At 71.8% G+C, this 20,337-nt stretch carries 24 protein-coding genes; 8 read left to right on the top strand and 16 right to left on the bottom strand.

Annotated elements, in window-relative coordinates; all coding sequences use genetic code 11:
* Positions 1-89 precede the first annotated feature (89 nt).
* The 6 genes from B0I32_RS11995 to B0I32_RS11970 form a co-directional block, all read right to left on the bottom strand.
* Positions 90-1,169 carry an ABC transporter ATP-binding protein gene (locus B0I32_RS11995; protein WP_106237812.1) on the bottom strand — a complete coding sequence of 360 codons (1,080 nt, stop codon included), beginning with the start codon at positions 1,167-1,169 and terminating at the stop codon, positions 90-92.
* Positions 1,162-2,910, bottom strand: a complete 1,749-nt coding sequence (locus B0I32_RS11990) for an ABC transporter permease (protein WP_106237810.1) — start codon at positions 2,908-2,910, stop codon at positions 1,162-1,164. Before B0I32_RS11990 ends, B0I32_RS11995 begins: the two co-directional genes overlap by 8 nt.
* Positions 2,907-4,016, bottom strand: a complete 1,110-nt coding sequence (locus tag B0I32_RS11985) for an ABC transporter substrate-binding protein (protein WP_106237808.1) — start codon at positions 4,014-4,016, stop codon at positions 2,907-2,909. The genes B0I32_RS11990 and B0I32_RS11985 overlap by 4 nt, the downstream gene beginning before the upstream one ends.
* A 303-nt stretch (positions 4,017-4,319) precedes the next feature.
* Entirely contained in the window at positions 4,320-5,978 is a 1,659-nt protein-coding gene (locus B0I32_RS11980) for an FAD-binding dehydrogenase (protein WP_106237807.1), read from the bottom strand.
* Complete coding sequence (locus B0I32_RS11975; RefSeq protein WP_106237804.1) at positions 5,971-6,342, bottom strand: DUF4387 domain-containing protein; 372 nt, start codon at positions 6,340-6,342, stop codon at positions 5,971-5,973. Before B0I32_RS11975 ends, B0I32_RS11980 begins: the two co-directional genes overlap by 8 nt.
* Positions 6,335-7,726 (bottom strand): acyclic terpene utilization AtuA family protein, encoded by a 1,392-nt coding sequence (locus B0I32_RS11970; protein ID WP_106237801.1) that lies wholly within the window; start codon positions 7,724-7,726, stop codon positions 6,335-6,337. Before B0I32_RS11970 ends, B0I32_RS11975 begins: the two co-directional genes overlap by 8 nt.
* A 124-nt stretch (positions 7,727-7,850) precedes the next feature.
* Here B0I32_RS11970 and B0I32_RS11965 point away from each other — a divergent pair, with 124 nt between their 5' ends.
* Positions 7,851-8,624, top strand: coding sequence for a GntR family transcriptional regulator (locus B0I32_RS11965; protein ID WP_106237800.1), 774 nt, complete (start codon positions 7,851-7,853; stop codon positions 8,622-8,624).
* Positions 8,625-8,697: 73 nt separating this feature from the next.
* On the opposite strand, the gene B0I32_RS11960 is transcribed toward B0I32_RS11965, so the two are convergent.
* Entirely contained in the window at positions 8,698-9,231 is a 534-nt protein-coding gene (locus tag B0I32_RS11960; RefSeq protein WP_106237797.1) for a hypothetical protein, read from the bottom strand.
* Between the two features lie 210 nt (positions 9,232-9,441).
* On the opposite strand from B0I32_RS11960, the gene B0I32_RS57595 reads away from it, so the two are divergent.
* The gene (locus B0I32_RS57595; protein ID WP_181307280.1) at positions 9,442-9,591 is read left to right on the top strand and encodes a GPGG-motif small membrane protein; all 150 of its coding nucleotides are present in this window, start codon (positions 9,442-9,444) and stop codon (positions 9,589-9,591) included.
* Positions 9,592-9,750: 159 nt separating this feature from the next.
* Here the strand turns inward: B0I32_RS57595 and B0I32_RS11955 are convergent, their stop codons facing one another.
* From B0I32_RS11955 to B0I32_RS11940, 4 genes are all read right to left on the bottom strand, one after another.
* A complete protein-coding gene (locus tag B0I32_RS11955) occupies positions 9,751-10,116 on the bottom strand; it encodes an STAS domain-containing protein (protein WP_106237795.1) in 366 nt (121 codons plus the stop codon).
* 8 nt (positions 10,117-10,124) lie between these two features.
* Positions 10,125-10,544: an ATP-binding protein gene (locus tag B0I32_RS11950; protein ID WP_106237793.1), complete on the bottom strand. Its 420-nt coding sequence runs from the start codon at positions 10,542-10,544 to the stop codon at positions 10,125-10,127.
* Between the two features lie 156 nt (positions 10,545-10,700).
* On the bottom strand, positions 10,701-11,156 hold the full coding sequence (locus B0I32_RS11945; RefSeq protein ID WP_106237790.1) for a response regulator: 456 nt from the start codon (positions 11,154-11,156) through the stop codon (positions 10,701-10,703).
* On the bottom strand, positions 11,153-11,497 hold the full coding sequence (locus tag B0I32_RS11940; protein ID WP_106237787.1) for a helix-turn-helix transcriptional regulator: 345 nt from the start codon (positions 11,495-11,497) through the stop codon (positions 11,153-11,155). The genes B0I32_RS11945 and B0I32_RS11940 overlap by 4 nt, the downstream gene beginning before the upstream one ends.
* Before the next feature lie 173 nt (positions 11,498-11,670).
* On the opposite strand from B0I32_RS11940, the gene B0I32_RS11935 reads away from it, so the two are divergent.
* The 5 genes from B0I32_RS11935 to B0I32_RS11915 all read left to right on the top strand — a co-directional run bounded on the left by B0I32_RS11935 (position 11,671) and on the right by B0I32_RS11915 (position 14,883).
* Positions 11,671-12,030, top strand: a complete 360-nt coding sequence (locus tag B0I32_RS11935) for an STAS domain-containing protein (RefSeq protein ID WP_245955789.1) — start codon at positions 11,671-11,673, stop codon at positions 12,028-12,030.
* Positions 12,031-12,267: 237 nt separating this feature from the next.
* Positions 12,268-12,645, top strand: coding sequence for an ATP-binding protein (locus B0I32_RS57590; RefSeq protein ID WP_181307278.1), 378 nt, complete (start codon positions 12,268-12,270; stop codon positions 12,643-12,645).
* A gap of 80 nt (positions 12,646-12,725) precedes the next feature.
* Entirely contained in the window at positions 12,726-13,268 is a 543-nt protein-coding gene (locus B0I32_RS11925) for a cysteine hydrolase family protein (RefSeq protein ID WP_106237782.1), read from the top strand.
* Between the two features lie 127 nt (positions 13,269-13,395).
* A complete protein-coding gene (locus B0I32_RS11920) occupies positions 13,396-13,974 on the top strand; it encodes a hemerythrin domain-containing protein (RefSeq protein WP_245955772.1) in 579 nt (192 codons plus the stop codon).
* 108 nt (positions 13,975-14,082) lie between these two features.
* Positions 14,083-14,883, top strand: a complete 801-nt coding sequence (locus B0I32_RS11915) for an SDR family NAD(P)-dependent oxidoreductase (RefSeq protein WP_106237777.1) — start codon at positions 14,083-14,085, stop codon at positions 14,881-14,883.
* Here the strand turns inward: B0I32_RS11915 and B0I32_RS11910 are convergent, their stop codons facing one another.
* Positions 14,884-15,489: a flavodoxin family protein gene (locus tag B0I32_RS11910; RefSeq protein ID WP_106237774.1), complete on the bottom strand. Its 606-nt coding sequence runs from the start codon at positions 15,487-15,489 to the stop codon at positions 14,884-14,886.
* A gap of 182 nt (positions 15,490-15,671) precedes the next feature.
* Here B0I32_RS11910 and B0I32_RS11905 point away from each other — a divergent pair, with 182 nt between their 5' ends.
* On the top strand, positions 15,672-16,613 hold the full coding sequence (locus B0I32_RS11905; RefSeq protein ID WP_106237772.1) for a winged helix-turn-helix transcriptional regulator: 942 nt from the start codon (positions 15,672-15,674) through the stop codon (positions 16,611-16,613).
* Here the strand turns inward: B0I32_RS11905 and B0I32_RS11900 are convergent.
* The 4 genes from B0I32_RS11900 to B0I32_RS11885 form a co-directional block, all read right to left on the bottom strand.
* Positions 16,562-17,455, bottom strand: coding sequence for a TIGR03620 family F420-dependent LLM class oxidoreductase (locus B0I32_RS11900; RefSeq protein ID WP_106237769.1), 894 nt, complete (start codon positions 17,453-17,455; stop codon positions 16,562-16,564). The genes B0I32_RS11905 and B0I32_RS11900 overlap by 52 nt on opposite strands.
* A gap of 89 nt (positions 17,456-17,544) precedes the next feature.
* Positions 17,545-18,375: an MOSC domain-containing protein gene (locus B0I32_RS11895; protein ID WP_106237766.1), complete on the bottom strand. Its 831-nt coding sequence runs from the start codon at positions 18,373-18,375 to the stop codon at positions 17,545-17,547.
* 199 nt (positions 18,376-18,574) lie between these two features.
* Positions 18,575-19,834 (bottom strand): MFS transporter, encoded by a 1,260-nt coding sequence (locus B0I32_RS11890; protein ID WP_106237763.1) that lies wholly within the window; start codon positions 19,832-19,834, stop codon positions 18,575-18,577.
* Positions 19,831-20,322 carry a MarR family winged helix-turn-helix transcriptional regulator gene (locus B0I32_RS11885; RefSeq protein ID WP_181307276.1) on the bottom strand — a complete coding sequence of 164 codons (492 nt, stop codon included), beginning with the start codon at positions 20,320-20,322 and terminating at the stop codon, positions 19,831-19,833. The genes B0I32_RS11890 and B0I32_RS11885 overlap by 4 nt, the downstream gene beginning before the upstream one ends.
* Between the last annotated feature and the right edge of the window lie 15 nt (positions 20,323-20,337).

Here is a 20,337-nt window from a genome sequence, read left to right as displayed (position 1 = left end):
CCCCCGGCGGCCGGTCGGCACACGCCCGATCCGGCGCCGCGACCGGGTCAGGCGAGGCGGGCGGCCCGGTCAGGCGGGGGGCGGCCGGGTCAGGCGGGACCGAAGACGCGGATCGCCTCGGGCGGCAGCTCGACGATCAGCTCGGAGCCGTGGTCGACCGGCGTCAGCGTCCGCACCACCAGCTCCCGCTCCCCCAGCTCCGCCACGTACCGGTAGTGATCGCCGAGGAAGGCCCGCGAGGCCACCTTGACCGTGACCACGTTGACCGCGTCCGCCGGTACGCCGCCCGGCGGATGCACCACGATGCGCTCGGGACGGACGGCGAGCCGCACGTCGCCGGTGAGGTCGGCACCGGCCGGGACCGTGAGCGGGCGGCCCAGGCCGTCGAGCGACACCTGCGCGGTGCCGTCCGCGCCCGGCACGGCCCGGCCGGAGAGCACGTTCACGCTGCCCACGAAGTCGGCGACGAACTCGTCCGCGGGCTCGTGATAGATCTCCTCGGGGGTGCCGACCTGCCGGACCCGGCCCTGGTCCATGACCATCACGCGGTCGCTCATGGACAGCGCCTCGTCCTGGTCGTGCGTGACGAAGACGGTGGTGACGCCGATCCGCTGCTGCAGGGCGCGCAGCCACTCCCTGGCCCGTTCGCGCAGCTTGGCGTCCAGGTTGGAGAACGGCTCGTCGAGCAGCAGCAGGTCGGGCGGGTGCGCCAGCGCGCGGGCCAGCGCCACCCGCTGCTGCTGCCCGCCGCTGAGCTCGTGCGGGTAGCGCCGCTCCAGGTGGCCCAGCTCCACGAGTTCGAGCACCTCGCGGACGCGGGCGGCCCTGGCCGGGCGCTTCACCCGGCGCAGTTTGAGCGGGTACGCGACGTTGTCGTGCACGGACAGGTGCGGCCAGACCGCGTACGACTGGAAGACCACGCCGCAGTTGCGCCGCTCGGGTGTCACGTCGACGCGGCCGCCGTCGAACACCACCCGGTCGCCGAAGGCGATGGTGCCCCGGTCGGGCGAGTGCAGCCCGGCGATCGACCACAACGTCGTGGACTTGCCGCAGCCGCTGGGGCCGAGCAGCGTGAACAGCTCGCCGTCCCGTACGTGCAGATCGAGGTCGTGCAGGACGGCGTTGCCGCCGAAGCTCTTGGCCACCTTGGTCAGCGTGAGATCAGGCATGGGCCCGTACCCCCAGGAAGAGTCGTCCGGCGCCGAGCACCGCGAGGGTGATGACCATCTGGATCACCCCGAAGGCGGCGACCGCGCCGCCGGTGCTCGTCGCCGCGAGTTGCAGCATGGTCAGGCCCATGACCGGCGTCCGGTCGGTGACCAGGAAGACGGCGGGGTCGGCGTCGTTCAGGATCGAGACGAACAGCAGCACGAAGCAGGCGGCCATGGCCGGGGCGCACAGGCGCAGCACGACGCTCACCGCGGCCTGCCACCAGGTGGCCCCCGACGTGCGGGCGGCGCGGACGAGGTCCTCGCCGATCGCGGCCAGCGCCGGGTAGAACACGCCGTAGCCGAGGGCGAGGCTGCGCACGGCGAAAGCGAGCCCGATCCCCCACAGGCTGCCGCGGACGGCGCCGCCCGGGTCGAGGATGGCGAACGACCAGAAGAACGCCATGCCCGTGACGAGCCCCGGCATCATCCTGGGCCACACCACCGCCTGCTGCAGCGAGCCGCGGAAGCGGAAGGAGGAGCGGTGGGCCACCACCGAGACGACCGCGATGGCCACCGTGGTCAGCAGCCCGCCCGCGCCGGCGATGAGCAGGCTGTTCACGATCGACTCCGACCAGATGGGATGCTCGGCGATGGCCTGGAAGTTCTCGGTGGTCAGCACGGACCACGGGGTGACGTACGGGGTGAGGATGGTGGTGAAGGCCGACATTACCACCCCGGCCAGCGGCACGACGACGAACACTCCCAGCACGACGGCGAGCAGGGCGGCCGGCAGCCACCGGGCCGGTCCGAGGCCCACCACCCGGGTGGCGGTGGCCTTGCCGGTGACGGTCGTGTACCGGGCGGCGTCCCCGACGAGCCGGTTGCGCAGGACGAGGAGCCCGGAGACGCAGAGGAGGAGGAAGACCGCGCCGGCCGACACCAGGCCCTGGTTCGGCGGAGCGGCGTTGATCCAGTGGTCGTACAGGTACGTGGAGACGAACCTGATGTTGTTGGAGAAGCCCAGGATCAGCGGCAGGCCGAGCGCCTCGAAGGAGATCGCGAAGACGAGCAGCGCCGAGTTGAGCACGGCGGGACGCAGCAGCGGCACGGTCACCGTCAGCAGCGCCCGCAGGGGGCTCGCGCCGGCGCTGCGTGCCGCGTCCTCCAGGGCGGGATCGATGGCGAGCACGGTGGTGCGGCAGAAGAGGAACACGGTCGGCGCGGCCACGGAGGTCGCCACCAGCACCATGCCCGGCAGGGTGTAGAGGTCGACCGGGAACCGGAGAAAGGTGTTGATCTCCAGCCAGGAGCTGACGTACCCCGACGGCGCCCACATCGCCATCCAGCCGACGATGAGCACGAGGCCGGGGAGCATGATCGGCAGGATGAGGAGGGCGGCGAAGAGGCGGCGCAGCGGCACGTCGGTCCTGGACAGCAGCACCGCCGCACCCACCCCCAGCAGCACGGACGTGACCGTGGTGAGGGCGGCGAAGGCGGCGCTGTTACCGACCGCGGTCCACCAGGCCGGGTCGGTCAGCAGGTCGCGGAAGTTCCCGAGCGTGAGCCCGCCGCCGGAGCGGTAGAGCGGCGTCGACCACAGCGAGGCCAGCACGATCGGCACCACGGGGCCGACGACGACGAGCAGGGTCAGGGCCCAGATCAGGTAGTGGCTGGCGGTCGTCGGCACGGACGGGCGCCGCGGGCCCCGGTCCTGCGCGGGGGCCGCCGTCTCCGGCCTGGGGCCGGCCGTGACGGTCACCGGCCGAAGGCCTTGTTGAAGCGGGCGATGATCTGGTCGCGCTGGTCGGCGAGTTCCTTGCCGTACGTGCCGATGATCAGGTTGTCCTCCCCGACGATGGCCTTGACCTGCGGCAGGCCGAAGTCGCAGGTCACGCCGTCACGGTAGGGCGTGAACCCGCCCTGGCAGGCGGCCTCCTGCCCGGCGACCGACAGCAGCCAGTTGACGAAGACCTTGGCCGCGTTGGGGTGTTTCGCCTTGGCGGTCACCCCGACGCCGCGCGGCAGCAGCGGCGTGCCGTCCTTGAGGTAGCTGTAGTTGACCACCTTGGCGACGTCGTCGGTGATGAACGCGCGGACGGTGCCGGAGACGAAGAACTCGGCGGCGTACTGGCCCTGGGCGAGCTTGGTCACCAGGGGGCCGTTGCTCGACTCCACCGCGGCGTGGGGGCCGATCTTCTCCAGCGTGGCCCAGCCTTGCTCGCCGTACTTGCCGAGGTAGGCGCTGGTGGCTCCGTACTGGATGACGTTGCTGATGTCGGTGGTGGCGATCTTCTTGTCCAGCTTCGGCGCCATCGCGGCCAGCTTCACCATCGTGTCGGGCTGCGCGGCCTCGGGGATCAGCGCCTTGTTGAACACCGCGACGACCGGGTCCACGGACATGGAGTAGACGCCGGGGCCGAGCACGGCGTGCTCGGGCAGGTTCGGCGTGTTCGGGTCCTTGTAGTCCTCGACGTCGCCGTTCGCGATGAACGACAGCCAGCCGACCGCGTCGCTGCTCATGACCACGTCGGCCGAGGCCGCCCCGGAGGCGGCCTCGGTCTCGTAGCGCTGGAACATCTCCTGGTTGCCAAGGGTGAGGCTGCGCAGCTTGATGCCGGGGAACGCCTGCTCGAAGGCCTTGACCAGCGGCGCCATCTGCTGCTCCTCGCTGTTGGTGTAGAGCAGGACCTCGCCCTCGGCCTGCGCCGCCTTGAGCGTGGCGTCGTCGACGGGGGTGACCGCGGAGGCCTTCCCGACGTCCGCCGTGGCGGTGGGCTCGGCGGCGGGGGCGTCACCGGCCGGGCTGCCGCAGGCCGAGGTGAGGGCGGCGGCGAGCGCGAGGGGCAGGAATGCGGTCCTTCTCATGATGTTCCTCGGGTTCTTCGACGGCGACGGCGCCGGGACCGGACGCGGCGGACCGTGCGGCGGCTGGATCACGGTCGGCTCACTGTGACACCCGCCATCTTGTGAATGCTATGGCAAAACTGTCAATAGTTGCAGACGGCTTTTGCCATGGGATCTTCGGGGGTGGAATCCGGGCATGACGGGTCGCTCGTCGCCGCGCCCGTGACGTGCGCGGCAACGAGTGCGGCAACGAGTGCGTGACGGGTCAGCCGACCGCTTGGGCCAGGTGACGAATCAGGCGGACCGCCTGGGCCGGGTGACGGGTCAGGCGACCGCCTGGGCGGCGGCACGGCCGGCCACGCGGCCGGAGAAGAGGCAGCCGCCGAGGAACGTGCCCTCCAGGGCGTTGTAGCCCATCATCCCGCCGCCGCCGAACCCGTTGACCTCGCCCGCGGCGTACAGGCCCGGCAGCGGGCTGCCGTCGGCGCGCAGGCAGCGGCCGTCGAGGTCGGATTCGAGCCCGCCGAGCGTCTTGCGCGACAGGATGTGCAGCCGCACGGCGATCAGCGGCCCGGCCTTCGGGTCGAGCAGCTTGTGCGGGGCCGCCACCCGGCTCAGCCGGTCGCCGCGGTAGTTGCGCGCGCCCCTGATCGCGGTCAGCTGCGCGTCCTTGGTGAACGCGTTGCTTATCTCGCGGTCGCGCGCCTCGATGAGCGCGCGCAGCGCCGGCTCCGCCAGCTCGGGGGCGTCCGGGTCGGCCAGCTTGTTCATGCCCGCGACCAGCTCGGTCAGGCTGTCGGCGACGACGAAGTCGGCGCCGTGCCGCTTGAACGCCTCCACCGGGCCCGGCGCCCCGCTCTTGACCCGCGACAGGACGAGCTTGACGTCCTTGCCGGTGAGGTCGGGATTCTGCTCCGACCCCGAGAGCGCGAACTCCTTCTCGATGATCTTCTGGGTGAGCACGAACCACGAGTAGTCGTAGCCCGTCCCCCGCAGGTGCCGCAGGGTGCTCAGCGTGTCGAAGCCGGGGAAGCAGGGTGCGGGCAGGCGTGCGCCGGTGGCGTCGAGCCAGAGCGACGAGGGGCCGGGCAGGATGCGGATGCCGTGGTTGTCCCAGATCGGGTCCCAGTTGCGCAGGCCCTCGACGTAGTGCCACATCCGGTCCGGGTTGATCACTCGCGCGCCGGCCGCCTCGGCGATGCCGAGCATCCGGCCGTCCACGTACGCCGGCACCCCGGCGACCATCGTCCTGGGCGGCTCCCCCAGCCGGGCCGGCCAGGCCTTGCGGACCAGGTCGTGGTTCCCGCCGATGCCGCCGCTGGTGACGATGACGGCCTGGGCGCGCAGTTCGAAGTCGCCGGCCGCGACGCGCGAGGTCGGGCGGCCCCGCTCCGCGTCGTCCGGCTCCAGCACCTGCCCGCGGACGCCGGTGGCCGCGCCGTCCTCGACGATGAGGTCGTCCACGCGGTGGCGGAAGGCGAAGCGGATCCGTCCCGCCTCGGCGTGGGCGCGTACGCGGCGCTCGAACGGCGCGACCACGCCGGGACCCGTCCCCCAGGTGATGTGGAAACGCGGGACCGAGTTGCCGTGACCCTCGGCGCGGCCGTCGCCGCGCTCGGCCCAGCCCACCAGCGGGAAGATCCGGTGCCCCATCGCGCGCAGCCAGGCCCGCTTCTCCCCCGCCGCGAAGTCGAGGTACGCCTCCGCCCACGCCCGGGGCCAGCGGTCCTCCTCGCGGTCGAACTGGGCGCTGCCGAGCCAGTCCTGCCAGGCCAGCTCGCGCGAGTCCCTGATGCCCATCCGGCGCTGCTCGGGGCTGTCGACCAGGAACAGCCCGCCCAGGCTCCAGAACGCCTGGCCGCCCAGCGACCGCTCGCCCTCCTGCTCGACCAGCACGACCGACCGGCCGGCGTCGGCCGCCTCGGCGGCGGCCACCAGGCCGGCCAGGCCCGCCCCGACGACGACGATGTCCGCGTCAGCCACGGCCCGCTCCAGCGGTGATCGGGGCGCCCGCCGGGACGGGGAGGGCGGCCAGGGGGACGTGGTGCTGGCCCGCGTGCATGTCGCGGTCGCGCAGCGACCCCTGGGAGACCGGCCGCGGGAAGGAGATCTTGACGACGTTGAGCGACGGGATGCGGAACATCCGGACCGTGCCGGCGTCGACGCGGTAGAGGCGGGCGATGACGTGTTCGTCGATGAACGTCTCGTCCGCCACGACGCGGTAGCCGTCCGCGTCCCGCATGAACAGCTCCATCGTCACCCAGAAGGGGCCGGCGTTCTTGGACCGGACCTCCAGCGCGAGGTCGCCGACGGTGACCGGAGGCGATCCGGGGGGTGTGTCAGTCATGGTGGTGTGCTCCGTCTGTGCTGTCGTGTTCAATCCGGAACATAGCGGTCGGGGTGATGGTGTCGACGACGTGGTTGAGCACGAACTCGTAGGCGGGGCCCCGCTCGACCTCCGCCGGGGAGGAGGCGAAGGCCAGGCTGGGCAGGTAGTTCATGCGGGGCACCGGCATGTGCAGCATCAACGGGTTGGCGACCTTGGCCACCGCCGTCGCGGTGGCCTGGTCGGGGGCGCTGACGAGGAGCATCACGGCCACCTCGCGCGGCGTTCCCGTCTCGAACTCCAGGTCGTCCAGCACCGCGTTGTGGCCGTAGAGGCGCAGGTCGAAGGCGTAGTCGTCGTCCGTGAGCCCGAGCGTCTGGCTCACCCGCCGCCGCAGGTGCGTGCGCAGCAGGTCCGCCCAGGTCTCCAGGTCGCCGAGGATGAGGGGGTCGCGGATCGCGCTGAAGGAGATCGTCTCGTAGCCGGTGATCCGGGCGCCCTCCAGCTTGACGGTGTGCTGGTCGGCGGTGTGGAAGCGCGACCCCTCGACCCGCACGGTGCGCTCGTCCACGGCGACGTAGGTGGCCTCGCGCACGTCGAGGGTCCCCGCGGGTTCACGCATCTCGAACGGGTCCACCGTCTCGTACAACATGTGGGCGGCGACCGTGTACGGCGTGCACGCGTTGGCCGCGTCGAGCGGCTCGATGGTGAACCCGTCCGCGTCGATCGTGGTGTGCACCCCGCCCGCGCGCGGGTCGACGGTGCACTGCCCGCCGCACTCGACGATCTTGGCGGCGTGCCAGCTCGGCCCGGCCGGCATCCCCTTCATCAGCGGGTACGCCGCCGCCACCGCCGTGTCGGTGGCCCGCCCGGCGAGCACGACCTGGGCGCCCGCCTCCAGCGCCCGCACGATCGGCTCGTGACCCATCATGCCGACGATGTGGGTGCAGCCCTCCAGCGTCTCGGCCCGGATCTCCCCCAGGGGCGGCAGCGGGTGGATCCGTCCGGCGTCGAGGTGCTCCTTGAGGCCGGCGGCGTCCTGCTCGCTGTAGATGCGCGCCACCCTGAGGTCCAGGCCCTCCTCCGCCATGATCTCGCTCACCATGCCGGCGACCCAGTCGACGCCGCTGTCGGTGCCGCTGGTGCCGCAGGATCCGATGATCAGCGGCGCGTCCGCGCGGGCCGCCGCCTTGAGCAGGCTGCGCAGGTCGCGGGCGACCGCCTGCGCGGCGGTCTTCGCCGTTCCGGAGCCGAGATAGTACGGGCCCGAGTCGGTGGACCCGCCGTCCACGGTGATCACGTCCACGCCGAGGGCCAGGCCGCGCTCGATCGTGGCCTCGTCCCAGCCGGCGCCGAGCATGCCGACGGGCGTCATGATCCGGACGGAGTCGGGTCTGTTGTCCATGCTTCGCTTCTTTCTCGGACGAGGGGCCGGATCGGCGGTGGGGACGCCGTGACCGTATATTTGCTATAGCATCACCGTCAAGAGTTGCTTATTCTTCTGCCATTGCGGGCGGTATGCTACGGCCGTGGCCATCGAATCCCTCGGATCACTCAGCAGCGACACCCTCGCCGACCGGGCCTATCAGTCGGTACGCGCCGCCATCGTCACGGGCGAGCTCAGGCCGGGCCAGAAGGTGACGGAGCGCGGGCTGGCCGAGCGGCTGGCGGTGAGCCCGACGCCGGTGCGCGAGGCGATCCGGCGGCTGGAGCAGGACGGCCTGCTCGAACGCACGGGCCCGCGCACGGTGAAGGTCTCCACCATCGGCGACATCGCGCTGCAGGAGCTGGCCGAGGTGGAGGTCGCGCTGCGCGGGATGGTGGCCAGGTTCGCCGCCCGGCACGTGACGGCCGAGCAGCTCGACCACCTCGACGCCATCCTCGACGAGGCCGACGACCTGCTCATCCTGATCAAGCAGCGCCATCGCGACGGCGACCCCATGACCAGGCACCTCACCCAGCTCCTCGACACGATGCAGCGCTTCAACGACGCGGTCAGCGCCTGCGCCGACAATCCGGTCCTGGTACGCCTGCTCGACCAGACCCGGGTGTTCTCCCGTTCCGAGAGCCGGGCCCGGCGGCTGGAGCGCGTCGCCGAGGACCCGAACTTCGGTCTGGACCGCTACGCCAGCCACCGCGCGCTGGTCCGCGCGCTGCGCGCGGGCGACTCGGCGGCGGCCGAGGCCATCGTGATCGAGGACGCCCGGGGCGGTCTGAGCGCCCTGCTCTCCGGCGACGCCGACCCGGCTCCGCCCCCGTCCCCGTCGCCGTCTGCACCTCCGCCCTCGTCCGCGAAGAGCTGACCGGGCGCGAAGAACTGACCAGGCGCGAAAAGCCGGACGGGAGCGACCGCCCGGGACGCCGGTTGCGGGGTCGTCAGGCTCCCGACACGGCGATCAGGGCGCCGATCGCCGCGCTGAGCAGCAGGGTCGCGCCCATGATCGGGCCGGCCGAGCGGCTGCTGGGTGTGCTGGTGGCCCGCAGGGGCCTGGCCACCAGGCCGAGCGCGGCCAGCTGGACGAGCCCGACGACCGCCACGCCGAGGTCGTTCAGCAGCAGCGCCAGGGGGAGGAAGTGCGCCGCCACGACGAGCGCGACCCACCAGGCCATCCACCGGGACGCCCCGCGCCTCGACAGCAGCAGGCAGCCGGCTGCCGCCGCGACGACCTCGGCCGCGACCAGGACGCCGAACCAGGCGTACTTCCCGTCCAGCGCGGTCGGCTGGTCCCAGTTCGTCGCGGTCAGCACCCCGAACGCCACGGCGATCCCGATGCCCAGGACCGAACCGGCCCCCAGCCAGACCCGCCAGCGCCGGTCGGGGCTCTCCTGCGACCAGCCGAACCAGACGAAGGCCATCAACCCGAACCATGCGGTGGTGAAGAACTGGTCGCGGAGGAACTCGGTCAGCATCGGCACTCATTCCTGTGCGAGCAGCACTCAGGGGGCAGGGCGGAAGTCTATAAGTCGGCACATGTCCTACTCCGATCATTTACGCCGCAGAGCGTGTCCCGTTCCGGACACGTCCAATTCCGGGCGCATCCGGGCAAGGCGAAACCGAAGTGTTACCTGATGTCCCGAGCGCGGCCGTTTCCTGCCCTCCGCTGAGGGCAGTCGAGGCGCATGGCTACCCTTCTTTGGATCATCGCCGTCATCCTCGTCATCGCCGGCATCTACGTGCTGCTGGCCCGCCGCGACATCCTGTGGGGCATCGTCCTCATCGTTGTCGGGCTGCTCGTCGGACCCGGTGGTGTGAGCATCTTCAACGTCTGAGCCACCGTGGGGCGGCGGGCGGGGCCGCCCGCGCCCCACGGCCTCGGCGTGTCCGGCCTTTCCCGGTGCGAAAGGCCCATTTCGGCCTTGCCCGGTGCGGCAGGCTGAACTCGGCTTTCCCTGGCGCGAGAGGCTGTTCCCCGGCGCCAGAAGCTGAGGTCAGCCGGCCGCGGCGGGGAGGGCGTCCGTCACGTTCGGCCGGCGGTCGAAGATCCGCGACAGGCCGGTGATGGTCATCCAGCGCTCCTGTGTGCCCCGCACCCCCGTGAGGATCAGGTGCGTGGACGCGTTGCGGCAGCGCCGCAGGGCGTACACGAGGGCCGACAGTCCGGACGAGTCGCAGAACGCGACCGTGGACAGGTCCACGATCAGCACGGGCACGTGCGCGCCCCGCAGTACCGCGTCCACCTGCTCGCGCAGCAGCGCGGCGTGGCGGAAGTCCATGAAGCCGTGGACCTGGACGATCCAGGCCCGGCCGTCGACGGACATGCTGACGACGCAGACCATCTCCTCCGGGTCGTCCATCGTGACGATCAGCTCCTTCGCGCCGTGGGACGCCTCATGCGCAGCCGCACCTGGGAGGAGCCGCTCTGCTGGGTGATGGCGAATTCGTCGCACAGGCTGCGCATGACCCACAGCCCGTATCCGCGCGGCCCGGCCTGCGGCGGCTCGTCCAGGCGGGCGCCCGGGGCGAGCCGGCCCGCCAGGTCGACGACCTCCACGTTGAGGAAGCCGTCGTCGGCCCAGATCCGCACCCAGCCCCGGCCGCCGGCGTGGTCCAGCACGTTGGTGACCGCCTCGTTGGCCGCTAGCGCCAGATCTCCGGCACGCTGCGGGCTCAGCCCGGCCTGCCGTGCGTGGTGGCACACCAGATCCCGCAGTCTGGGGAGGTCGAGGCTGATCGGCCAGGTCACGCCGTGGCCGGCGAGACTGTCAGGCAGAGGCGTGAACATCGGCCCCTCCTGCCCGCAATCACGCACTGTGGTCCCATGATGGCACCATGACCGGCACGTTCGCTGGCAAAAGCGGACAAAAGTCCTCGGCGTGGCGTCAGAAGGGCCGAATCCGGCCCTGGTGGGAGCGGGCCGGCGGGGTTGGGAGCGGCCGGGTCAGGCCGCGGGGGCGGGGAGACGGGCGGTGCGGGTGAAGAACTCCTGGATCTGGTGCACGACGGCGGTGAAGTCGTCGAAGCCGGTCGGCTTGGTGACGAAGGCGTTGGCGTGCAGCCGGTAGGTGCCGATGATGTCCTCGTCCTGGGAGGAGGTGCTGAAGACCACGACCGGGATGGTGCGCAGTTCGAGGTCGGACTTGATCTGCTCCAGGACCGCGCGGCCGTCGTACTTGGGCAGGTTGAGGTCCAGGATCACCAGGTCGGGGCGGGTGGCCTCGGCGTGCGCGCCGCGGCGGAACAGGATGTCGAGGGCCTGCTCCCCGTCCCATGCCAGGAGCAGGTTGGGGCGGGTTCGCCGGGTTTCCGCGTGCTCTTCGAAGGCCTCCTGGATGAGGACCTGGTCGGCGGGGTCGTCCTCGACGACGAGGATGGTGCGGAGCTCCGCGGTGTTCATGGGGTGAGCTCTCTCTCAGGACTGCTGGCTGCGGGGGCGTCGTGCTCGGTGAACAGGGCGATCAGTCCTTCGATGTCGCGGTCGGCGTCGGCTGGGTGGCGGAAGGGCCGGCTGGCGTCGACGCTGTAGTGTGTACGTCTGCCCAGACGTGTGCGGGTTATGTAACCGGCGTTCTCCAGGTCGGTGACGATGGCCTGGACGGCGCGCTCGGTGATGCCGGTGACGGCCGCGATCTCGCGGAGCCGCGCGTTCGGATGCCTGGTGATCTCGATGAGGACCCGGGCATGGTTGGTCAGGAACGTCCACGGCCTGCCCGTCCGCGGCTGACCCGCATGTTCCACTGCTGACCTCCTTGTCGGCGAGAGCGTTGGATCAGACAATAGCTGAAGCCATATTACCGAAATCTCTTTCCTGAAACAGCCATCGTGGTCGCCGGGACGCGCGGAGGGCGGAGGAGGAAAGACGGTGCCGCGCGTCCGCGCATCCGTCCGGCCACACGTACGATGACGTCGTGATGATGCCCGCGGGCGAGACCCCCGCCCCCGCACCGCTGCGCCTGACGTCGTCCACGGCCGGCGACATCGCCGTGATCGCCGTGGAGGGAGTGCTGGACGCCACCACCCGCCAGCAGTTCGCCGACCACCTCGACCAGGCCGGCACCTCCATCATCCTCGACCTCGCCGGCGCCGTCTTCATGGACTCCCGCGCCCTCGGCCTGATCATCCACCACTGGCAGGCCAGCCAGGCCGCCGGCGGCAAGTTCGCCCTCATCGGCGTCGACTACCGCCGCGCGAAGATCATGTGGATCACCGGCCTGGCCAAGGTCCTGCCCCTCTACGACGACCTCGACGAAGCACTCGCCGCCCTGACCTGAGCGGGAGACGTTCGCCCTGCCCACACACTGCCCACACACACTGCCCGCGGACCGGCTCCGGCGGTCCGTCCGCCGTCGCCGTCACGCCGCGATCATCGCAACGCCTCCAGGCCCCTGGGAAGATCGCCGGCCTGGAGCGTGCCCACCCCCGTGACCCCCGGCGAAGACCCTCATGTGACACTGTTGCCGCGAAGCGCGACAATTGACCGTCCGAGATGCAGGGTTAGGGGTGACAGCGTGCCGCTTCGATGCGCGATCACCGCGGATCTCTCCCTGCTGCGGTCGCGGCTGCACGCCTTCGCCCTCAGCTCCGGGTTCTCGGGTGAGCGCGCGAACGATCTGATCATCGCGATCAACGAGGCCGCCGCCAACATCCTGGAGCACGGCACCGGCTCCGGCGTCCTCACCGCCCGCAGGGACGCCCACGGCATCTGGGTCGAGATCGTCGAGCCCGGCGGCACGCTGACCGCCGACCATCTGCCGCCGTCCGATCCGCCGGCCAGCGCCGTGCGCGGGTTCGGGCTGTGGATCATCCGGCGCCTCTGCGACGTGGTCACCGTCGACCATCCGGACGGGCATCCGCGCCTGCGGGTGCACATGAGCGACACGACCTGACCGCTCTTTCCGGCTCATAGAGGCCCCGGTCCGATGTCTGAGCTGGGATAAAAGGCGACCGGCTGGACAGGACAGTGGCTATGACTACGTTCGCCCTGGTCGTCATCGACATGCTGAACCCGTACGACCACCAGGACGCCGAGCCGCTCGCGGAGAAGGCGGCGGCGATCGTCGACCCGCTTGCGGAGCTCATCGCCTCCGCCGAGGAGCGCGACGACGTCGAGCTGGTGTACGTCAACGACAACTACGGCGACTTCGCCGCCGATCGGCGCGAGATCGAGGAACGGGCGCTGAAGGGCAGGCGGCCGGACCTGGTGCGGCCGGTGCTGCCGCCGCCCGGCTGCGCGTTCCTGCCCAAGGTGCGGCACAGCGTCTTCTTCGGCACGCCCCTCGAGTACCTGCTGTCGCGGCTGGGGGTGCGGACGGTCGTGCTGGCCGGGCAGGTGACCGAGCAGTGCGTCCTCTACAGCGCGCTGGACGCGTACGTGCGCAAATACGACCTCACGGTGCCGACCGACTGCGTCGCGGCCATCCACGACGACCTGGGCGAGGCGGCGCTGCGGATGATGGAGCGCAACATGTCCGCGCGCCTCACCACGGCACGCGAGTGCTTCTCCGGCTGAGCGGCGGTGTGCGGATCTCTCGCCGGAAGCTCCGCATTCGGTAAGGATCACGCCTCCGGTCCTCGTTCGTGGCGTGGCCACCCCTTGTCCGGGTAGCCGCCGCGTACCCGAACAAGGAGGTACGGATATGACCAGAACAGCCCCGGAGACGATGGACGAGACGGACGTCATCGACCTGCTGCAGGCCCAGCACGGCATGATCAGGAACCTGTTCGACGAGGTAGAGCAGGCGCCCGCGGACGAGCGCGGCGAGGCGTTCACCCGCCTGGTACGGCTGCTCGCCGTGCACGAGACGGCCGAGGAGGAGATCGTCCACCCCTTCGCCCGGCACGCCATCGACGGCGGAGACGGCGTGGTCGACGACCGCCTCGCCGAGGAGAACGAGGCCAAGGAGCTGCTGTCCCGCATGGACGAGGCCGGGCCGGACGCCCCCGACTTCATGCCGAACCTGCTCATGCTGCGCGCCGCCGTCGAGGCACACGCCCGCAGCGAGGAACGCTACGAGTTCGCCCAGCTCCGCGCCCACACCAGTGAGGCGCAGCGGCGCAGCATGGCCGCCGGCGTCAAAGCGGCCGAGGCGATGGCGCCCACCCATCCTCATCCCGGCACCGAGTCCGCCACCAAGAACCTGCTGGTCGGCACGCCGATCGCGATGATGGACCGGGTCCGCGACACCATCCGCAAGGCCATGGGCAAGAACCCCTGAGCCCGGTCGTGCGCACGGCCCAGGCGTCGGCGGCATCATGTCTACACTCGTATACTTTGGTCGTAAGTCTACAAACGTAGATAAGAGCGTGACGACACGAGGAACGACATGAATGCGCAACTGACGGGCAGACGGGCGCTGGTCACCGGGGCCAGTTCCGGCCTCGGTGCGGCCATCGCCACCGCCCTGGCCGCCGAGGGAGCCGAGGTCGTCGTGCACGGCCGCGACCCGGCCCGGACCGAGTCCGTCGCCGGCGCCATCAGGGCGGCCGGCGGCGGCGCCGTGGCAGCCGTCGGCGACCTGGCCACCGACGCGGGCGCCGACGCCGTGGCCGGAGCCGCGCTGGCGGCGGGGCCGATCGACATCCTGGTCAACAACGCCGGCTCCTACCCGCACCGCTCGTGGCGGGACGCCACGGCCGATGACTGGCGCGAGGCGTACGAGGTCAACGTCATCTCCGGGGTCCGCATGATCCAGCGGGTGGTCCCCGGGATGCGGGAGCGCGGCTGGGGCCGGGTCATCCAGATCGGCGGCGGGCTCGCCCTGCAGCCGGGCGCCGAGCTGCCGCACTACAGCGCCACGCTGGCGGCCCGGCACAACCTCGCGGTGTCGCTGGCCCGCGAGCTGAAGGGGACCGGGGTGACGTCCAACACCGTCTCCCCCGGCGCCATCCTGGTCGACGGCGTCCGGCGGTTCATCACCGGACTCGCGCCCGGTCGCGGCTGGGGAGAGACGTGGCCGGAGATCGAACGCCACGCGATCGAGGAGCTGGCGCCGAACGACGTCGGCCGGATGGGCCGCCCCGAGGAGATCGCCGCCGCGGTGCTCTACCTCAGCGGCCCGCTCGCCGGCTACGTCACCGGCACCACGCTTCGGGTGGACGGCGGCACCGTCCGCGGCCTGCACTGATCACTGGGGTGGCGCCGGGATCGGGCGGGCGGCCAGGGCCTTGGCCACGGCGTACAGGTTCGACGCCATCGCGCGGCCGGTCTTGTGCGACCACTCGCGCCCCTGCTCCGAGTCCAGGTAGTCGGGCCCGGCGCCGGGGCCGAGATGCCAGTACGTCCACGCCTGCCCGGGGATCGTGTACCCGATGTCGCCCAGGGCGCCGGCGATCTCGCTGATCACGTGGTGGGCCCCGTCCTCGTTGCCGGTGACCACCACCCCGGCGACCCGGTTGTAGGCCACCGGCCGCTCGTCGTCGTCGGTCTCCGACAACATGGCGTCCATCCGTTCGATCACCCGCTGCGCCAGCGACGACGGATGGCCCACCCAGGTCGGGGTGGCGACGATGAGGATCTCCGCGCCGAGCAGGCTCCGGTGGACCCGCGGCCAGCCGTCACCCTGCCCCATGTCCGTCTCGACGCCCGGCAGGATGTTCTCGTCCACCGCCCGGTACGTCTCGACGGTGACGCCGCGCCCGCGCAGCTCCCCGGCGACCACCTCGGCCAGCGCGTCGGTGTTCGACGGTTCCGGCGACGGCTTCAGGGTGCAGTTGATGACCACGGCTCGCATCGGGTGACCTCCGTACCTCAGTGATCCCGTTCGCGACCCGTACCCGTGGCCAGAAGGGTAAACGCCGCCGCCGATCCCGCCACCGGCCCCGCCCGCGCCGTTCGTTGCGGAGGGTGGATTCCCTTCTGAAACCCACTCGCTACACTGGCCTGGTCTCGCGGCGGACGGCGAGGAGGCGAGCGGTGGCACGAGAGGTGCGCGAACTGGACGCCGTCTGCGCCATCGCGCAGGCCGCGGCGGTGGTCGGCGAGTGGTGGAGCCTGCTCATCGTCCGGGAGGTCAGCCGGGGCCGGCACCGCTTCGACGACCTCCAGGCGGAGCTGGCCATCTCGCGGCGCGTGCTGGCCGAGCGGCTCAGGCACCTACTCGATCACGCCGTGCTGGAGCGCCGCCCGTACCAGCGGCGGCCGATCCGGTACGAGTACCACCTGACCGACGCCGGCCGGGCGCTGACCCCGGTGCTGATCGGGCTGCAGGACTGGGCCGACCGCTTCGTCCTGGGCGACGGCACGCTCACCGCCGTCGCCTCCCCCACCGGCCCGGAGGCCGTCCGGCTGCGCGCGCTGACCGGGACCTCCGTGCCGCACCCCCTCAGCCTGCCCGCGACCGGCGGGGGCGAACTGGACGTCGTGGCCGCCGGCGCGCCCGTCACCGTGATCTTCACCTATCCGGCCACCGGCGCTCCCGGCCTCCCGCCGGAGGACGGCCCGCCGATCCCGGGAGCGGCCGGCTGCACCCTGGAGAACCGCCTGTTCCGCGCCTCGGCCGCCGACTTCGCGCGGGCCGGCGTGGCCCTGCGCGGCGTGAGCACCCAGCGCCCGGACGAGCAGCAGGCCTTCGCCGACGCCGAGGACCTCCCGTTCCCCCTGCTGTCGGACGTGGACCTCACCCTGTGCGCGGCCCTGCGGCTGCCCACGTTCCGCGCCGGGCAGAACCTGCGGCTCAAGCGGGCCGTCCTCATCGCCGACGCCCGCCGGACGATCCAGCACGTCGTCTACCCGATCGCCGACATCCCGTCCGCGGTCGAGGCGGCCCTGCGGCTCGGCGCCGCGCTGGCGGACGCGGCGCCGGGTCAGCCGCCGGCGCGTCCGGGCAGGAGCGCGCCGGCCAGCCGGCGCCAGTAGGGCATCGCCGACTCGCCCGGCCGCACCCCGATCACCTGCACGGTGACGTGGTCGGCGCCCGCGTCGAGATGCCCGTGCAGCTTGCGCGCGATCGTGTCCAGATCGCCCCAGAACACGAAGTCGTCCACGAGCCGGTCACCGCCGCCGCCGGAGATCTCCTCCTCCGAGTAGCCCAGCCGCCGGAACTTGGCCAGGTTGTACGGCGTGGACAGGTAACGGTGCAGGTGCTCGCGCGCGACCGCCCGCGCCTTGGCCGGGTCGCTCTCGAACAGCACGGGGTGCTCGACGGCGAGGAAGGGCTCCGGGCCGAGGATCCGCCGCGCCTGCTCGGTGTGCGCCACGTTGACGTGATAGGTCTGCGCGCCGGCGGCCCGGTCGCGGGCCAGCTCCAGCATCTTGGGCCCGTACGCGGCCAGGATGCGCCGCATCGGCGCCCGCGGCGCCGGGTTGACCGGGTCCACCGCGTCCATCTCGTCGAGGTAGCCGGCCATGGCCGCGAGCGGCTTGGTGCCCGGCTGCGGCTGGCCGCCGAACCCGAGCCCGAGCACGTGCCGGTCCGGGTAGCCGTCGGCGAGCAGCGTCGCGGCGCCGTACGTCCACCGCGCCCCGCGCGACCAGATCCGCGCGACGCCGTTGACCACGCGCAGCCCCCGGGTGGACGCGAGCAGGTAACCGGCGTGCGTCAGCGCCTCGCGGCCGAGCAGCTCGGGCACCCACACCGCCGGCCAGCCCAGCTCCTCCAGCTCCTGGACCGACTCACGCACCAGCGCCGCCAGCTGGTGCTCGAAGTCGAAGGTGTAGATCCCGAACCTGCCGAGATCGATGCCGGGCATGCCGCTCATCGCGCCGCTCCTCAGTCGCCTGCTTTCGCATCAACATATCGCACTATTTCGATGCGAAGGTGCGCGCGGCGCGCCGGGGCGCCCGTGGATCAGAGCTCGGACGCACCCCAGGCGGTGACCCGGACCGTGTCCCCGACCGCGACGGCGCCGGTCGTGACCACGGAGTACTTGGCCCCGAAGGCGACACCGCCCTTGGCGGCCCTGCGGTAGCCGGCCAGGGTGCGCAGCGGCTCGTGGCCCGCCTTCGTCCCGCTCTCCTGGTCGATCGTGGTGACCACGCAGCGGATGGCGATCTTCGCGTAGCCCAGCTCGGCCGCGCCGATCGTGACGGCGTACGCGCGGTCCTCGGTGTGCGGGTCGTCCCAGCCGTCGACGACGATGTTGGGACGGAAGCGGCTGACGGGCAGCGGGTCCTCGCCGCGATCGGCCAGCCTGCGGTTGAGCAGGCCGAGGCTGGCGCACGACACGACGAGCACGGCGCCGCTGTCGGAGAACCCGGCGGTCCCGGGCGTCCTGCCGCTGGTCACCCGGTGATGCTCGGGCGGCACCCGGACGAGCCTGCTCGGCTGCCCGAGCACGTGCGTGAGCCAGCGCCCGGCCGCCGGGCCCTGGTCGATGCCCAGATAGGGGGTCCCGAACAGCTCCACGCGCTCCCGGGCGCCGCTCACGTCCACGTCGAGGTCCAGGTCCTCGATGCCGGGAGCCCGCAGCCGCAGCCGCGCGCCGCCGTCGCCGATCTCGGGGCGGATCAGCGACATCCGCGGATCGCGGCGCTGGCTCATGAAGACGCCCTCCTCGTCGACCACCATGAAGCTGCGGTCGTGCGCGAGGCCGGCGGGCGTGAGCGTCACCTCTTCCGCCGTCACACCGGCGCATCCTTTGATCGGGTAGTACGTCAGTGCGGTGACGCGTGCTGCCATGCGCTGTTCCTCCGTGGCGAGCCCCGCCCTCGTCCGGTCCCGCTGGGACGAGGGCGGCTCTCCTTCACATCTGTCCGAGTTTCGGATTGAAACCTACTCGGCCGGAGAACAGCCCGCCAACCAGGGACGAGCCGCACGACGGTGATCCCGGCGGACGGGATCCGCTCAGCGCGGGGGCATCGGTGCCGCCGCGGCCGGCTCAGCTCGGGGCGCCGGTGGCTGCCTCGGTGGCCTCGGACAGCTCGGCGTCCCGCTCGCCCCGGCCCGCGTGGGCGTCCAGCTGGGCCTGGTTGCTCTCGGCGCGCACCAGGTCGCGGTGGCCGGTGGCGAGGATGGCGATGCCGACGAGGATCGCGCAGGCGCCGATGACGAAGGGCACGTGCACGTTGAAGTGCTCGGCGAGCTGCCCGGCCGCGAACGGCGCCAGGCCGCCGCCGATGAAGCGCACGAACCCGTACGCTGCCGAGGCCACCGGCCGTTCCACCGGCGCGACCATCATCACGGCCTGCGTGGTCAGCGTGTTGTTCACGCCGATGAAGACGCCCGCCACGATCACGGCGGCGATCAGCACCGGCCGGTTGTCGACGAAGACGGCGATGACGAAGATGACCACCGCGAACAGCGCGAGGTTGCCGTAGAGCGTGCGGGCCAGGCCCAGCCGGCGCTGCAGCCAGGGCGCGCCGGCCACCGAGAAGATGGCCACCATCAGGCCCCAGCCGGTGAAGACGAGGCCCAGCTGGATGGCGTCCAGCTCCATGGGGAAGGGCGCGTAGCCGAGCACGGTGAAGAAGCCCCAGTTGTAGCAGAGGGCCGTCAGGCTCATGATCAGCAGGCCGCGGTGGCGCAGGGCCTTGAGCGGGTCGAGCAGGGAGGTCTTGCGCGCGGGTTTCGGCTGCGGGCGGACCAGCATGACCGTGGCGAGCAGGGCGACGGTCATCAGCACGGCGACGCCGTAGAAGGGGCCGCGCCAGCTGATGTGGCCGAGCGCGCCGCCGAGCAGCGGGCCGATGGCGATGCCCAGGCCGAGCGCGGCCTCGTACAGGATGATCGCGCCGCTGAAGCCGCCGCTGGCGGCGGCCACGATGACGGCCAGGGAGGTCGCCACGAACAGGGCGTTGCCCAGCCCCCAGCCCGCGCGGAAGCCGATGATGCCGCCGACGCTGTCGGAGGTGCCGGCCAGCGCGCTGAACACGACGATCAGCACGAGCCCGGCGATCAGCGTCCACTTGGCGCCGATGCGGCTCGACACCCAGCCGGTGACCAGCATCGCGACGGCCATGACGACCAGGTAACTCGTGAACAGCAGCGTCACCTGGCTGGGCGAGGCGTGCAGGTCGGCGGAGATCGCGGGCAGGATCGGGTCGACGAGGCCGATCCCCATGAAGGAGATCACGCACGCGAACGCGACCGCCCAGACGGCCTTGGGCTGGCGGAACGGGCTGGGAGCGGGGCTGGTCATTCACTCACCTCAGGGGAGGGGACAGCGGGGTCGGCGGGTCCGGCGAGGCCGAAGGCCCGGGCGGTCAGCCGTTCGAGGGCCGGCAGCGCGGCGGCGATGGCGGCCCGGTCTTCCCCGGGCAGCTCCGCCAGCAGCTCGGCCAGCCGCTTGGCCTGGACCGCGCGGCGGCGGGCCAGCTCGGCGCGGCCGTGCGGGGTGATGGCGACCACGACGACGCGCCGGTCGGAGGGGTCGGGCTGGCGCTCGGCCAGCGCCTCCCGTTCGAGCCGGGAGACGAGCTGGGTCATCGCGGGCTGCGTGACGCCCTCCATGACGGCCAGGTCGGTGAGCCGGCGCGGGCCCAGGCGTTCCAGGCTCGCGAGGGTGGACAGCGCCGTGATCGACAGGTCCCTGGGGACGTCGAGCAGGCGCATCATCGTCCTGATCCGGGCCAGCCCGACCGCCAGCTCCAGCTCGTCCACGGGCTGAGCAGGGGGTTCGACATCCATAAGCAACTTATATCA

The sequence above is a fragment of the Nonomuraea fuscirosea genome, assembly GCF_003001935.1.
In the GTDB taxonomy this organism is placed as follows: domain Bacteria; phylum Actinomycetota; class Actinomycetes; order Streptosporangiales; family Streptosporangiaceae; genus Nonomuraea; species Nonomuraea fuscirosea.
This window is presented reverse-complemented; position numbering and strand designations above follow the sequence as displayed.